At 71.4% G+C, this 14,549-nt stretch carries 12 protein-coding genes and 1 riboswitch; of the genes, 3 read left to right on the forward strand and 9 right to left on the reverse strand.

The window, feature by feature from the left end:
* Positions 1-66: 66 nt before the first annotated feature.
* The 7 genes from HKK74_RS36270 to HKK74_RS36300 form a co-directional block, all read right to left on the reverse strand.
* Positions 67-2,652, reverse strand: a complete 2,586-nt coding sequence (locus HKK74_RS36270; protein WP_187247948.1) for an ATP-binding protein — start codon at positions 2,650-2,652, stop codon at positions 67-69.
* Between the two features lie 534 nt (positions 2,653-3,186).
* Complete coding sequence (locus HKK74_RS36275; protein WP_187247949.1) at positions 3,187-3,372, reverse strand: hypothetical protein; 186 nt, start codon at positions 3,370-3,372, stop codon at positions 3,187-3,189.
* A 253-nt stretch (positions 3,373-3,625) separates the two neighbouring features.
* Positions 3,626-3,796: riboswitch (M-box (ykoK) riboswitch) on the reverse strand.
* 85 nt (positions 3,797-3,881) lie between these two features.
* Positions 3,882-4,514 (reverse strand): response regulator, encoded by a 633-nt coding sequence (locus tag HKK74_RS36280; RefSeq protein WP_187247950.1) that lies wholly within the window; start codon positions 4,512-4,514, stop codon positions 3,882-3,884.
* Complete coding sequence (locus tag HKK74_RS36285; RefSeq protein WP_312882143.1) at positions 4,507-5,793, reverse strand: sensor histidine kinase; 1,287 nt, start codon at positions 5,791-5,793, stop codon at positions 4,507-4,509. Before HKK74_RS36285 ends, HKK74_RS36280 begins: the two co-directional genes overlap by 8 nt.
* Before the next feature lie 15 nt (positions 5,794-5,808).
* Positions 5,809-6,549 carry an ABC transporter permease gene (locus HKK74_RS36290; RefSeq protein ID WP_187247951.1) on the reverse strand — a complete coding sequence of 247 codons (741 nt, stop codon included), beginning with the start codon at positions 6,547-6,549 and terminating at the stop codon, positions 5,809-5,811.
* A 1-nt stretch (position 6,550) separates the two neighbouring features.
* On the reverse strand, positions 6,551-7,456 hold the full coding sequence (locus HKK74_RS36295) for an ABC transporter ATP-binding protein (RefSeq protein ID WP_187247952.1): 906 nt from the start codon (positions 7,454-7,456) through the stop codon (positions 6,551-6,553).
* 187 nt (positions 7,457-7,643) lie between these two features.
* Positions 7,644-8,600: a glycoside hydrolase family protein gene (locus HKK74_RS36300; RefSeq protein WP_246492340.1), complete on the reverse strand. Its 957-nt coding sequence runs from the start codon at positions 8,598-8,600 to the stop codon at positions 7,644-7,646.
* A 193-nt stretch (positions 8,601-8,793) separates the two neighbouring features.
* Here HKK74_RS36300 and HKK74_RS36305 point away from each other — a divergent pair, with 193 nt between their 5' ends.
* Positions 8,794-9,813, forward strand: coding sequence for an aldo/keto reductase (locus HKK74_RS36305; protein ID WP_187247953.1), 1,020 nt, complete (start codon positions 8,794-8,796; stop codon positions 9,811-9,813).
* Positions 9,814-9,864: 51 nt separating this feature from the next.
* Positions 9,865-11,145: an FAD-binding protein gene (locus HKK74_RS36310; RefSeq protein WP_187247954.1), complete on the forward strand. Its 1,281-nt coding sequence runs from the start codon at positions 9,865-9,867 to the stop codon at positions 11,143-11,145.
* A 94-nt stretch (positions 11,146-11,239) separates the two neighbouring features.
* On the opposite strand, the gene HKK74_RS36315 is transcribed toward HKK74_RS36310, so the two are convergent.
* Positions 11,240-12,067: an ABC transporter permease gene (locus tag HKK74_RS36315; RefSeq protein WP_187247955.1), complete on the reverse strand. Its 828-nt coding sequence runs from the start codon at positions 12,065-12,067 to the stop codon at positions 11,240-11,242.
* A complete protein-coding gene (locus tag HKK74_RS36320; protein ID WP_187247956.1) occupies positions 12,064-12,996 on the reverse strand; it encodes an ABC transporter ATP-binding protein in 933 nt (310 codons plus the stop codon). The genes HKK74_RS36315 and HKK74_RS36320 overlap by 4 nt, the downstream gene beginning before the upstream one ends.
* Before the next feature lie 299 nt (positions 12,997-13,295).
* Here HKK74_RS36320 and HKK74_RS36325 point away from each other — a divergent pair, with 299 nt between their 5' ends.
* Positions 13,296-14,315, forward strand: coding sequence for a glutathione S-transferase family protein (locus tag HKK74_RS36325; RefSeq protein ID WP_187247957.1), 1,020 nt, complete (start codon positions 13,296-13,298; stop codon positions 14,313-14,315).
* Positions 14,316-14,549 lie beyond the last annotated feature (234 nt).

Below are 14,549 nucleotides of genomic sequence, written 5' to 3' on the forward strand. Positions count from 1 at the left end.
GTTGAGTACTTCCCTCACCTGGGCGCCGGTGAACATCCGGCGAACCACCTCAGGCCGGGCGAAGGCTCACCTGCCGGCCCGCCGCTCACCCAGGCTCCGCGCGAGCACGTCGCGTGCGCGGCTCACCCCCGCCTCGTTGCCGAGACTGCGGTAGATGTCCAGTGCCTGGGCGGCGGGCTCCCTGGCCTCCTCGGCGCGGCCCGCGTCGAGGAGGACCTCGGCCAGGGTGCGCAGGCCGCGCGCCTCCCACCAGCGATCATCGAGCCGGCGGAAGCTCTCGACCGTCTGCCACAGGACGCCGACCGCGTCGGCGTCGCGGCCGAGGCGGCCGAGGGCCCGGCCCTCCGACAGTTGCGTGCGGGCGACCCCCCACGAGTCACCGAGGCCTTCCAGCGTGTTCTCGGCGCGCCGAACGAAGGCGAGTTCGCGCAACCCGTTCCGGGGGTCGCCGACCTCGCCCGCCGCGCGCAGGCAGCGCGCCTCCTCCCAGTGCTCGGAGCGCACCCGGAAGCTCTCGGCGGCGCGTTCGAGGACCGCCGCCGCCTGGGCGTGCTTGGCGTCCGCCGCCCGCTGGTCGCCGCGCCTGCGCAGATGGCGTCCCTCCGCGGCCAGCACCTCACCGAGCGCCCGCAGCGTCTGTGACTCGGAGTAGGCGTTGCCGTTGCTCTTGAAGACGTCGAGGGCCTGCTCCAGCAGTTCACGGGCCTCGTCGTACCGGCGTTGCGCCAATCGCAGCTCGCCGAGGTTCCGCTGGGTGCGCGCGTGCCACCACTGGTCGCCCTCCTCGCGGAAGGCGGCGATCGCGTCGAGGAGGTAGCGCTGGCCCTCGTCGAGATTGCCCTCGTCGCGAAGGGTCATGCCCACCGTACGGAGGGCGCGGGCGGCCCACCACCGTTCACGTGACTCCTCGAAGATCTCCAGAGCCTCCTTGGCGTCGGCCCGCGCCCGGCCGATCTGGCCCAGCCCGCCGAGCACGGCCGCCCGTTCGAGCCGCGCGATGCCGACCGCGCGGCGATCCCCTAGCCGCCCGGCGGCATCGCACGTGACCTCGGCGACGTGCCGCCACTCGGTCCAGAACACCCGCATGGAATGGAACAGCGAGCACGACGCACGGCCGAGCCGCCACACGAGAGCCCACAGCCGCAGGCCGGTGGCCTGGTCCACCAGGGCGAGCAGCGCCATCCGCTCGCTGGTGAGCCAGTCCATCGCGACCGTGCCACCACGGGATCCGCCGCCCCCGCCGCCCTGGCGATGCCAGTCCTGCGGCCACCGCGCCGCCGCCATCTGTTCCGCGCGCTCCCGGTAACCACCCAGGACCCGCTCGATGGCCGCCTGCCGGTGTTCGACGGTGTCCTCCTTGTCGGCCCGCTCACGCGCATAGAGCCGTACGAGGTCGTGCAGCCGATAGCGCGTCGCCCCCGTACGGTCCACGCCGGAATGTTCGACCAGCTGCGCGTCGACCAGCGCCTCGAGCAGGTCGCCGCCCTCCAGCTCCGACACGCCGAGCAGCTCGCCCGCCGCCCAGCCCTGGACGTCGGGTGCCGCGAGCAACCCGAACGAGCGCAGCAGCCGGCGCTGGGTCTCGGTGCAGTCGTCGTAGCTGAGCTGCAGAGAGGCCCGGACGCTCTGGTCGATGCGCTGCGCGACCTCGAGCTCGTCCAGCCGCCGGCGCCTCTCGTCGGCCAGCCGGTCGGCCATCTCCTGTAGCGACCAGTTCTCCCGGGCGGCCAGCCGTCCACCGCAGATGCTGATCGCCAGCGGCAGCCGGCCGCACAGCTCGACGATCGCGACGGCCGAGGCGAGGTCGTCGGACACGCGGTCGTCACCGGCCAGCCTCGTGAGCAGCTCGATGCCCTGTGCCTCGGTGAACTCGCGGAGCCGGCGGTCGTTGGTGTTGCGCAGGTAGAGGGGCTGCCGGGAGGTCACCAGGACGGCGCAGCCGGGCTCCGGCGGGATCAGCGCCTGTACCTGCTCGGCGTCATGCGCGTTGTCGAGATGGACGAGGATGCGCCGCCCCCGCACCCACGTCCACCAGAGCTTGCGCAGTTCCTCGAGGCCACCGGGAGCGGTCGTCAGCCGGGCGCCCAGTGCGAGCAGGAAGCCGGTGAGCACCTCCTCGGGCCGCACCCGTGACGCTCCCCCGCCGCGCAGGTCGAAGTAGAGCTGGCCGTCCGGATACCGTGAGGCCACCTCATGGGCGAACCGCGTGGCGAGCGCCGACTTGCCCACCCCGGCCGGGCCGTGGATCGACACGACGCGCGCGCCGGTCGGCGCGTCGTCGCGTGAGCGCCTTCTCGGGTGGGCATCCTCGAACAGCCGCCGCAGCTCCGCGAGCGAGTCCGCGCGGCCGGTGAAGTGCGCGATGACCGGGGGCAGCTGAGCGGGCGGCCGGTGACCGGCGTCCTCGGCGGCCGCCTCGATCTCGGCCGACCCGCCCGCCCGCTGGGTGCTCCAGGCGACCAGGCCGGCGAGCAGCGTCACCCCGCCCGTCACGGCGAACCGTGCCGCGACCGGAAGCTCCACCAGGTCGAGCGACATGGTCAGGCCGGTGACCGCAGCGGTTAGACCGCCGACCGTCCACGGCGCCGCGAGCCGGGTCGCCCGCGACGCCCGCTCAGCGCCGGCAACAGTTCCGGACGCCCTTCTGGCCATCGACGCCCTCCGTTACCGGTTCCCGTCTGTCCCGGTGAACACGATCTCGTCTACCACTGACATCGGCCAAGGCCGGTGGCGCTCGGGGCCGACGGCGCCGTGCACCTCGCCAGGCCGATTTCCGCTGGTCGGCGTGGCTTCATCGGTGGTAGGCCCGGCAGCGGCGCATCCTGGCGTTAGCCAACTGTTCACCGACCGGCGACCTCACTGAGTACGACTCCGTGGCTCGGCGAACCGTTCCCCCGCCCCCGCCGTCGTCTCAGCGGATTCCCTGCCTCACTCGAGCCGGATGCGGCTGAGCGCCTGGCGTACCAGCGTCTCCGCCTCGGCCCGTACCTGCGCGGCGGGACGCTCTGCCATGAAGCTCACACGCACGAGCACGTTGGCGCGCCTGGTCCACAACTCGACGTTGTTCTCCCCGGTGTACGGCTCGCGCCGGTCGGGGGTCGGAGGCAGCAGAGGGACGGGGTACCGCCCCGGACGGGCGCGACCGTCGACGGGCCGTCGGGAACGCGGGTCACGTGGTGGGGCCGGTCAGCCCCGCAGCGCCCGGCGGGCGAGCTTGAACCCGAAGCCCAGCCCCAGCTGAAGCGGGATTCCCACACCACACGCGCCGGCGAAGGCGAGCGCGACCGGCTCCACGATCGGGAGCAGCAACCGCACCGTTCCCGCGAGACCATCCGGCAGGGTCAGCTTCGGAATCGTGATGGTGATCGTCATGACGGACCTCCCGTCCGCGGCGTGCCGCGGCGCTGCGCAACCCGTCACGCGTGACCGCCGGTATGTCCGGCCGGGGTCGGCCGGCTCGACGGCGCGGGTCAGCGCAGGCGGCGTACGCCACGCATGCCAGGTGAAGCGGAATCGAACCAGCGATGATGATGATCGCTGCCGGGACTCATCCCGTTCACCTCCTCGCGCTCATGCCACGCCGGACCGGGACCGCGCACGGTCGACGACGTGGTGACGACGGCAGGACGCACCCCTCACGTAAGAGCTTTGGCAATGCACGGCGTGATCCCGCAAGCGGGAAGCCACCTGGGGTCACCCCTTGAGCCGGGGAGACCTGTCCTGACCCAGGGCGTCTCTCGACGTTGCGGGTCAGTGGCCTTTGTCCGCGCATACGCCTCACCTAACGAGGTGCGGCACTTCTAGTGGACCCGCTGGTCAGCGCCTTGTCAAACGATGTGGCGGGCAAGGCGGCCGGATCCCCGTGGAGGCGGCGGGCGGGGTCAGCCGAGGATGCCGCGGTCGTAGGCGACGGCGACGGCCGCGGCCCGGTCCTTGACGCCCAGCTTGCCGTAGATGTGGGTGAGGTGGGTCTTGACCGTCGCCTCGCTGATGAACAGGACCGAGGCGATCTCGCGGTTCGACGTGCCCTTGGCGACGAGCCGCAGCACCTCGCGCTCGCGGCCGCTCAGCGGCTCGTTGCCCGGTGCCCTCACCCGCGAGACCAGCCGGGAGGCGACGGCCGGAGACAGCACCGTCCTGCCCTCGGCCGCCGCGCGTACCGCCGTGAAGAGCTCGTCGCGCGGCGCGTCCTTGAGCAGGTAGCCCGTCGCGCCGGCCTCGATCGCCGGCAGGGTGTCGGAGTCGGTGTCGTACGTGGTGAGCACGAGAACCTTGCAACGCAGCCCACGGCGGATCAGTTCCGAGATCGCGTCGACCCCGCCCCCGCCCGGCATCCGCAGGTCCATCAGGACCACGTCCGGATCGAGGCGGGCGGCGAGCGCGACACCCTCGGCCCCGTTGGCGGCTTCGCCGAGCACCTCGAAGCCGGACGACGACGCGAACATGCCGCGCAGCCCGTCCCGTACGACCGGATGGTCGTCGACGATGAGCAGGGTGACGGTGCGCTCAGCCATAGCGCACCAACGGTACGCGAACGGAGACGGCGGTGCCCCGTCCGGGTTCGGTCTCGATGTCGAAGGCCCCGGCGATGCGCTCCACGCGCATCCGCATGCCACCGAGGCCGAAGCCCCGGCTGGCCTCCCGGTAGGGCGGCGCAAGGGGATCGAAGCCGCGACCGTCGTCGCGGACGTCCAGGCTCACCTCGTCGTCCATGTACGAGAGGGTGACGCCGACCCGTGTGGCGCGGGCGTGCCGGCTCGCGTTGGCGAGGGACTCCTGGGCGACGCGCAGCAGCGTGGCCTCGACCTCGTCGTGCAACGGCTCGACGATGCCGGTGACCGTGCAATCGGCGGCGACGCCCGACGACGCCGACCATGCCTCGGCCATCTTCTTGAGGGCCTCGGGCAGGGCATCGTGCTCCAGTGCCCCGGGCCCGAGGTCCTGCACTGAGCGGCGGGCCTCACCAAGACTCTGCCGGGCGAGGGCCGCGGCCCGCTCGATGTGGTCGCGGGCGGCCGACGGGTCCTCCTGGTCGGCCGCCGCCTGAAGCTGGGTGATGATGCCCGCGAGCCCCTGGGCGATGGTGTCGTGGATCTCCGCGGCGAGGCGGCGGCGCTCGTCGTCGACACCGGCCTCCCTGGCCTGGACGAGCAACTGGGCGTGGAGCGCCGCGTTCTCCTGGAGCGCCTGTTCCAGCCGTGCGTTGGTCCGCTCCAGCTCCACGATGGTGGCCTCGTCCGCCCTGGTGTTCTGCTCCTCCTGGAACCCGAGGTGCCCGAAGAAGAGGGACAGCGAGGTGTTGAGCGCGAACAGCGCGCCGAAGCCCACCCACTGCACCGCGTTCTCCGGCGGCAACCCCCCGGACTGCGAACCCGCCATGGTCACGGCCGTTCCGACCACTCCCGCGTACGCCGCAGGGCGCGGCATCAGCCGGTCGGCGTCGAAGTAACCGAGCACCGCGTAGACGGCGAAGAACGGGTTGAGCCAGGTGAGCGCGAAGGCCAGCGCGAGGCGCACGGTGTAGTAGACCCGGCCGGCCACGGTGTACTCGGACGGCGTGGCACCCCCGGGCCGCTGCCTGACCTCGGGCCGCCGCCGCTCGGGCCGGCTCCACCACAGCTGGAGCGCGAGCGCGGTCAGGCCGACCGGCACGACGGCGTACATCTCGGCCCGGGTCATGAGCAGATGGGCGGTGGCGGCCGTGAGCAGCGCGCCGAGAAGCAGCAGGGCGTAGGGACCCCAGCGGAAGAACCGGTCCCACCATTCCTCGACGGTCATCTTGTCCACGGCCACGAGCATTCTCCCTGGTCACTCCCATTTGAACCAGCGCGCGGCGGCGCCGACCAGCAGCACCGTCCACAGCGCCAGGACTCCGAGGTGCGAAACGTCCGGCCAGTCGCCCGCCATCGCCTGATCGAGCGCCTGCGACGCGGCGCCGAAGGGGGTGAACTCGATGACGCGCTGCAGGCCGTCCGGCATGACCTGGACCGGCACGTACACGCCCGCGGCGAACATCATCGGAAAGAAGACGATCGTGGAGATCGTGGTGGAGGCCTTCACGGTGGGCGAGACCGCGGAGATGACCGCACCCAGGGCGATCGCCCCGAGTGTCGCGAGAATCAGCGCGACCGCGTAGCCGGCCGGCTGCCCGGGCAGGTCGACCCCGAACGCGAGCCGGCCCACGACCAGGACGAGCAGCGCCGAGGACAGGGCCGCGGCGCCCTGCAGGACGATCTGCGCGATGAGCAGTGTCGCGGGCCGTGCCGGTGTGGTCGACATGCGCCGCAGGATCCCGCGCTCCCGGTAGCCGGTGAGCACGGCCGGCATGGCCTGCACCCCGGCCATGATCAAGGCGAGGAGCACCGACACGGGGACGTAGAGATCGATGACCCTGCGGCCGTCCAGATCCGGGGATGTCTCGCGGAAGGCCGGAATCAGGCCGAGGATCACCATCAGGGCGGTCGGGAAGGCCCCGATCCAGAAGACGGCGCCGAGCTCGCGGCCGAACAGGCGGGCCTCGGACTTCAGGACGGCGGTGGACGCGGACATGTCAGTTCTCCTGCTCGGTGAGGTCGAGGAAGGCGTCGTCGAGCGTGCCCTCGGTGACGCGGAGCCGCCGGGCGGTGATCCGGCGCTGGGCGAGCATGGACATCAGTGCGCTGACGGTCTCGTCGGTCCCGCTGATGACCAGAGTGTCGTCGTCCCCTCGCTCGACGGACTTGACCGCGGGCAGGGCGGCGAGCTCATCGTCGCCGAGCGGTTCAGAGGGGATGAAGGAGACGACGGCCGCGCTCGCCGACCGGTCGATGAGACCGGCGGGGCTGTCGAGGGCGACGATCCGGCCCGCGTTGATGACGGCCACGCGGTCGCACAGCCGCTGCGCCTCTTCCATGAAGTGGGTGACGAGGAGCACTGTCACCCCGGAGTCCCGTACCTCCTCGATGAGCTTCCAGCTCTCGCGCCGGGCGCGCGGGTCGAGCCCCGTGGTGAGTTCGTCCAGCACGACCACCTTGGGGTTCCCGATGAGGGCGAGGGCGATGGACAGCCGCTGCCGCTGCCCACCGGACAGCTTGCCGAACCGGGCGTCCAGCCGGTCGGTGAGACCGAGCCGCTCGGCCAGGGACCGCCAGTCCGCCGGCCGGGAGTAGAAGGCGCTGTAGACCTCGAGTGCCTCGCGCACGGTCAGCTTGGCCTGCAGCTCGCTCTGCTGGAGCTGGACGCCGAGGAAGCGGGTGACCCGGTCGTGATCGCGGATCGGGTCGAGGCCGGCCACCCGGACCTCACCGGCGTCGGGGACGCGCAGCCCCTCGACGCACTCGACGGTCGTCGTCTTCCCCGCGCCGTTCGGGCCGAGGACGCCGAAGATCTCGCCCTCCTCGACGGCGAACGTGATGCCGTCGACCACGGCCCGGCCCCCGTAGACCTTGCGCAGGCCGTTGACTTCGATGATTGGCATGCTCCGACGATCCCGGAGCACCACCGCTCGCGGCATCGCCCATCGCGCTCTGAACGCATCCACCGATCGGTTGATCCGGGCGTACGACCTCGGTGCTCGCGAGGCCGGGCGAAGCGCGCCCGAGCGGCGGCCACGGGCGCCCGGGGCGGGGAGCCACCCTCCCCGGCCGGCGCCCGGGTGCAGGGGGCTACCCGGCTTGGCCTGCGCCCGGGTGCAGCTCGGTACGCAGCTCATGGGCCCCGTCGGCCCGGGTCGCCTCGTAGTAGAGGCGCCACCCGCCGTCGGGCAGCGGCAGCGCGCACAGGTAGCGCAGTCCTCGCTGACCGTACGGTGACGCGGCGACGGGCCCGCCGCCCTGCGCCACGAGCACGCCGAACCCCGTTCCCACGGCCAGGCCGGTGCGCTCCTCGTAGTTCTCCGCGGTACTGGCGCGGCCGTCGTAGTAGGCGAAGGTGCGGCCCTCGTGCGGCACGACCGCCGCGACGCGCGTGCCCCGCGCGTCCCACTGCCCTGGCCGGCCGCTCAGCACGGTGCCGTGCCAGGACCAGTCCAGCCCGTCGGCGCTGGTGGCGTAGTCGGTCACCATCCGGTCGGCCTGGTCGGGATCGGCCAGCGGGTGGCAGGACGCCCATAGATGCCACTTGCCGCCGTGCCGCAGGATCACCGGGTCCTTGACGCCGACGTTCAAGCTGCCGGGCAGCACGACGCTGGAGCGGGCCGGGTCAAAGGCCGCGGGGTCCGCCGCCTCGAGCAGCTCGACCCGCCAGTGCTTGGTACCGGGCGTGGCGCAGCTGAGATAGAGCCGCCAGGTCCCGTCGTCGGTCACCGCCAGCGCCGGCCGCTCCAGCGACTCGGCCGCAACCTGCTCCTTGCCGATGACCGTCAGCGTCTCGAAGCGCTCTCCGTCGGCGGCCGCGGCCACGACGATGGCGTACCCGCGGCCGGCCCCGACCGGCCGGCGCAGCCGGTAGGCCAGATACGTCACCCCGTTCACGACACAGGCGCTGGGCGCCCCGGCCCAGTAGCCGTGCGCCTCCTGGGGCGGCGGCACCACCGGACGGGACCGGCCGATCCGGGGAGCGGCGAACGGCGGCTCGAGTTCGTCGGCGGGCACGGGCTCTGGCGCGGGCACATCGGTGGGCACGGGGCAATGATAGGAGTTCAGGGATCGATGCCCCTGGTGTCGCGTGGTTGGAGGCCGTACCGGCCGACGGTCGTTGAGCGGGAGCGGCCCCGCGACCCGGCCCGTTCCCGAAGACCGCCATAATGATCGAACAGGACGACCCGGGCCACCTCGGCACCGTGCGGTCGCAGATCCTCTGGTGGAAGGCGCGCACATGGAATTCCGCCCTCTCGGCGGCACCGGCACCGCGGTCTCGACGCTGTGCCTCGGCACCATGACGTTCGGGGACGAGACCGACGAGAAGACGTCGCACGCCCAGCTCGACCGGTTCGTCGAGTGCGGCGGCAACTTCGTCGACACCGCGGACGTCTACTCGTACGGGGTCTCCGAGGAGATCGTCGGCCGGTGGCTGGCGGCGCGGCCGGCCGTACGGGACCAGCTGGTGATCGCCACCAAGGGCCGGTTCGCGATGGGCGACGGGCCCAACGACCGCGGCCTGACCCGTACCCACCTGTCCCGTGCGCTGGACGCCAGCCTGCGCCGGCTGGGCGTGGACACCATCGACTTGTACCAGGCGCACGCGTGGGATCCGATCACCCCGATCGAGGAGACCCTGCGGTTCTTCGACGACGCGGTGCGCGCGGGCAAGATCCGCTATATCGGGGTGAGCAACTTCGTCGGCTGGCAGTTGCAGAAGGCCGCCATTCTCACCGAGGTGCATGGTCTCGCTCCGATCGTGACGCTGCAGCCGCAGTACAACCTGCTCGCCCGCGACATCGAATTCGAACTCGTCGACGTCTGCCGGAACGAGAACATCGGGATACTGCCGTGGTCGCCGCTGGCCGGCGGCTGGCTGACCGGGAAGTACCGGCGCGACGAGGAACCGACCGGAGCGAGCCGGCTGGGCGAGGACCCCGAGCGCGGCATGGAGGCGTACGGCCCGCGCAACGCGCAGGAGCGGACCTGGCGGATCATCGACGCCGTCCGGCGCGTGGCCGAAGAGCAGTCGGTGTCGATGTCGCGGGTGGCGCTGGCGTGGGTGGCCGATCGCCCGGCGGTGACCTCGGTGATCCTGGGCGCCCGCACCGTCGAGCAGCTCGACGACAACCTGGCCGTCGCCGGGCTGCGTCTGTCGGCGGAGCAGACCGCGCTGCTCGACGAGGTCAGCGCCCCCGAGGTGGCCGACTACCCGTACGGCGTGCCGGGCGTCGAACAGCGGTCCCGCCGACTGTGAACCGGCCGCGTCGGGGTCGTCCCGACGCGGCACTGTGGAGGAGAGGCGCGGATGCCGGTGACCAGAAGATCGACGAACTGGGCGGGCAACGTCGCGTTCCGGGCGGACGGCGTTCACCGCCCGGCGTCACTGCGGGAGGTCCAGAGCCTGGTCGCGCGGAACGGGAAGGTCCGCGCCCTGGGCAGCGGACACTCCTTCAACGACATCGCCGACACCCCCGGCGCGCTGGTCTCGCTCGCCGGGCTGCCCCCCACCTTGGAGATCGACGCCGCCGCCGGCACCGTCACGGTCGGCGCGAGCGTGCGCTACGCGGAGCTCGGCCGGCGTCTGCACGAGAAGGGGCATGCCCTGCCCAACCTCGCGTCCCTGCCGCACATCTCCGTGGCCGGCTCGATCGCCACGGCGACGCACGGCTCGGGCGACACGAACGGCAACCTCGCCACGGCGGTGTCGGCCTTGGACATGGTCACCGCCGACGGCGACCTCGTCTCGCTCACCCGGAGCCGGGACGGCGACCGGTTCCACGGGGCCGTCGTCGGGCTCGGCGCCCTCGGGATCGTCGTCAGCGTGACGCTGGACATCACGCCGTCCTTCGACGTGCGCCAGCACGTCTACGAAGGGCTGCCGTTCGAGGTCCTGGACCAGCATTTCTCCGACGTGGTCTCCCGCGCGTACAGCGTCAGCCTGTTCACCGGCTGGCGGGACGCGCGGATCGACCAGGTGTGGGTGAAGTACCGCGTCGACCGGCCCGGCGAGCGGTCGGCGGACGAGGAGGACTGGTTCGGGGCGCGGCCGGCCGGCGGCCCAAGGCATCCGGTGCCCGGCATGTCCGCCGTGCACTGCACCGAACAATTGGGCATGCCCGGCCCGTGGTTCGAACGGCTGCCGCACTTCCGGCCCGATTTCACTCCGAGCAGCGGGGCGGAACTCCAGTCGGAGTACCTCGTGCCCCGGCGGTACGCCGTCGACGCCCTGCACGCGGTGAACGGGATCCGCGACCGGGTGGCACCGGTGCTGCAGATCTCCGAGATCCGCACCATCGCCGCGGACGAACTCTGGATGAGCCCCTCCTACGGGCGGGACACCGTCGCGCTGCACTTCACCTGGATCCCGGACACCGGGGCGGTGCTGCCGGTCATCTCACTTCTCGACGAGCGGCTGGCACCCTTCGACGCCCGGCCGCACTGGGGGAAGCTCTTCACCACCCCGCCCGAGGCTCTCCGGTCCAGGTATCCGCGGCTGCCCGACTTCCACGCCCTGGTGCGCCACTTCGATCCGGGCGGCACGTTCACCAACGACTTCCTCGACCGGCACCTGCTCGGAGGTCATTGAGAACACTCAGGGAAACGCGGAGGACACCGCGGTGGAAAGGCCGCGGGCGCCGACGACATCACTGTCGTCGGCGCCCGTCGGCGGCTGCGGTGGGTCAGGCGTCGCGGCGTTTGAGCAGGAACGCGGCGACGAGCAGAAGAGCGGCCGTCCAGAGGCAGAAGACCCCGTACCCCTGCCACGGGGTGAGCAGGTCGTTCGGGGCCTGTTTGGCCTGGGCGATCAGGTGACCGGCCTCCGACGGCAGGTAGGCGTGGATGTAATCGCCGGCCCGGCCCGGGATCAGCTGCGCCAGCGGGGCCAGCACGAGCACGAACCCGATCACCCCGGTGATGCCCGCGGCCGTGTGCCGCACGATCGAGCCGATGGCGAGGGCGAACAGCCCGAGCACCGCGATGTACAGCCCGCCGCCCACGACGGCGCGGAGCACGCCCGGGTCGCCGATCGAGACCGGGGCCTTCTCGTTGATGATCGCGGCGCCGAGGTAGAACGAGGCGAACGAGACGAGCACCCCGAGCACGAGGACGAGCACCCCGAACACCACCGACTTGGCGGCGAGCATCGGCAGCCGCCGCGGCGCGGCGAGCACGCTGGCCCGGATCATTCCGGTGGAGTACTCGGAACCGATGACCATCACGCCGAGAACGCAGACGGTCAGCTGGCCGAGCATGAACCCGCTGCCGAGGATCATGCTGGTGGGATCTCCGGCGATCAACGCCTGGTCCCGCTCGGTAAAGTCGTCCCAGCCCGTGGCGGTGAGCGCGGTGAACAGCGCGGTGAAGCCCACGCTGAGCACAACGAGCAGGATCAGCGACCAGATGGTCGACCGGACTGAACGGATCTTGGTCCACTCGGCGAGCAGAAGCCGGTCGAAGCGGTTGCGGCCGTCCGCGGGCGCGAGAGCGGTACTCGTCGCGGCGGTCATCGGGCACCTCCCTGACCGTCGGCGGCCACGGTCGTGCCGTACTCGACGCTCTCCTTGGTCAGTTCCATGAACGCCTCTTCCAGCGAACCCCGGCGGGGGGTCAGCTCATGCAGGACGAAGCCCCCGGCGGCGGCGAGCTGCCCGACGCGCGCCGCATCGAGGTCGGTGACGGTCAGCATGCCGTCGCCGTTCGCCGTGGCGGTCCCGCCCTCGGCGGTGATGGCGCCGACCAGGCCCTCGGCGTCCGGGCTGCGGACCACGACGATCTGCTTGGTGCTGCGCTCTATGAACTCCTCCGTCGAGCAGTCCGCGATCAACTGACCCCGGCCGATGACGATGAGGTGCTCGGCGGTCACCGCCATCTCGTTCATCAGATGGCTGGAGACGAAGACGGTCCGTCCCTCGCTCGCCAGCTGCTTCATCAGGTTCCTGATCCACAGGATGCCCTCGGGGTCGAGCCCGTTGACGGGCTCGTCGAGGATCAGCACGGAGGGATCCCCGAGCAGGGCCACCGCGATGCCCAGCCGCTGACCCATGCCGAGGGAGAAGCCCCCGGTGCGCTTGCGCGCGACCTCGCTCAGGCCGACCAGCTCGATGACCTCGTCGACGCGCTTCTTCGGGATGCCCTGGGTCTGCGCCAGGCAGAGCAGGTGGTTGTAGGCGCTGCGGCCGGTGTGCACGGCGCGGGCCTCGAGCAGCGCGCCGACGACCCGTAGCGGCTGGCCCAGGTCCCGGTAGTGCTTGCCACCGATGGTCGCGTCGCCCTGATGCGGGCGGTCCAAGCCGAGGATGAGCCGCATGGTGGTCGACTTGCCCGCGCCGTTCGGGCCGAGAAAGCCGGTCACCCTGCCGGGCTCGACCGTGAAGGACAAATCGCGTACGGCGACCCTGTCGCCGTAGCGTTTGGTGAGATTCTTCGCCTCGATCATTATGGTTCGTCCCAGGGTCTCATCATTCGATCGTCAAGAGCGAGGTAACGGTAGCGTCCGTATGTTGTCGGGCGTATCCACCTACCGGACGATTTCTTTCTCCGCCTCAGGCCCAAGCCCTTCGGCCGACGAATCGGCCTCCGGCATCCTTCTCGCACGGAAAAGGCCCCTTCCCGTGCGGCACTCCGCTACCGAAGCGGCAGGCGTCATGCGACCTTCTCATGACGGTCATGAAAGGATCTGCCGCACACCGCGGCCGGCGTCGTCGTCACCGACATCGAGCAGAGGGAGATGCGTACATGAGAGCGAACCAGATCCCGACCCGTGAGGTGGAGCGGACGCCGATGCGGTTCACCGACCGGGTCACGGCGGACGCCCGGCACGGCTGGCCCATCGAGGCGGGCCGCTACCGGCTCGTCATCAACCGCGCGTGCCCGTGGGCGCACCGGGTCGTCATCGTGCGCCGCCTCATGGGACTCGACGAGGCCATCTCGCTGGCGGTGACCGACCCTGTCCAGGAGATCATCGACGGCGATCCGCACTGGGTCTTCACCGCCGAGACCGGCAGCCCGAACGACCTCGACCCCGTCCTCGGCATCCACGCCCTCCGCGAGGCCTACCTCGCCCGCGAGCCGGACTACGACGGTGGTGTCAGCGTCCCCGGGCTCGTCGACGTCCCGACCGGCCACCTGGTGAGCAACGACTTCGACCGGCTCACCCTCGACCTCGGGTCGGAGTGGTCCGTGCTATGGCGCGAGGACGCCCCCGACCTCTACCCCGAGGCCTTGCGCGACGAGATCGACGCCCTCAACGAGGACATCTACCGTGACGTGAACAACGGGGTCTACCGCGCCGGCTTCGCGCCGGCGCAGGACAACTACGACCGCGCCGTCACGGCGCTGTTCGCGCGGCTCGACGCGCTGGAGGCCCGGCTGACCCGGCAGCGGTTCCTGCTCGGGGACACGATCACCGAGGCGGACATCCGCCTCTTCCCGACGCTGGTCCGGTTCGACGCCGTCTACCACGGCCACTTCAAGTGCAACATCCGCAAGCTGATCGAGTACCCGGCTCTGTGGGCGTACGCGCGCGACCTGTTCCAGACCCCGGGCTTCGGCGACACGGTCGAGTTCGACCACATCCGCCGGCACTACTACTACGTGCACTCCGCCATCAATCCGGCCCGGGTCGTCGCCGCGGGCCCGCACCCGGGCGGATGGCTCACGCCGCACTTCCGCGAGCAGCTCGGCGGACGCCCGTTCGGCGACGGCACTCCGCCCGGTCCCCCACCGCTGATCGACCGGGTGCCGCCGATCGGCTGATCCCGCGACGCCCGATCCGGGAGCCGAGGGAGAGAACCGACCCCAGACCCTCTGGGCGGTGTCGACGACGAGTTCCGGACTGCGGCGTTCGTCGTCGACGGCGAGCAGGTTGCCCCTCTCGATCGAGGCGAAGCCGCACTGGGGGCTGAGGTGGCTCCCCTGGGACGTCCACGCGCTGCGGTCGTCGCCCCGGCAGAGGTGCATGCCCACGGTGATGTCGAAGTTCTTCCGTTT

This window comes from Actinomadura alba, from assembly GCF_014323705.1.
Lineage (GTDB): Bacteria > Actinomycetota > Actinomycetes > Streptosporangiales > Streptosporangiaceae > Actinomadura_C > Actinomadura_C alba.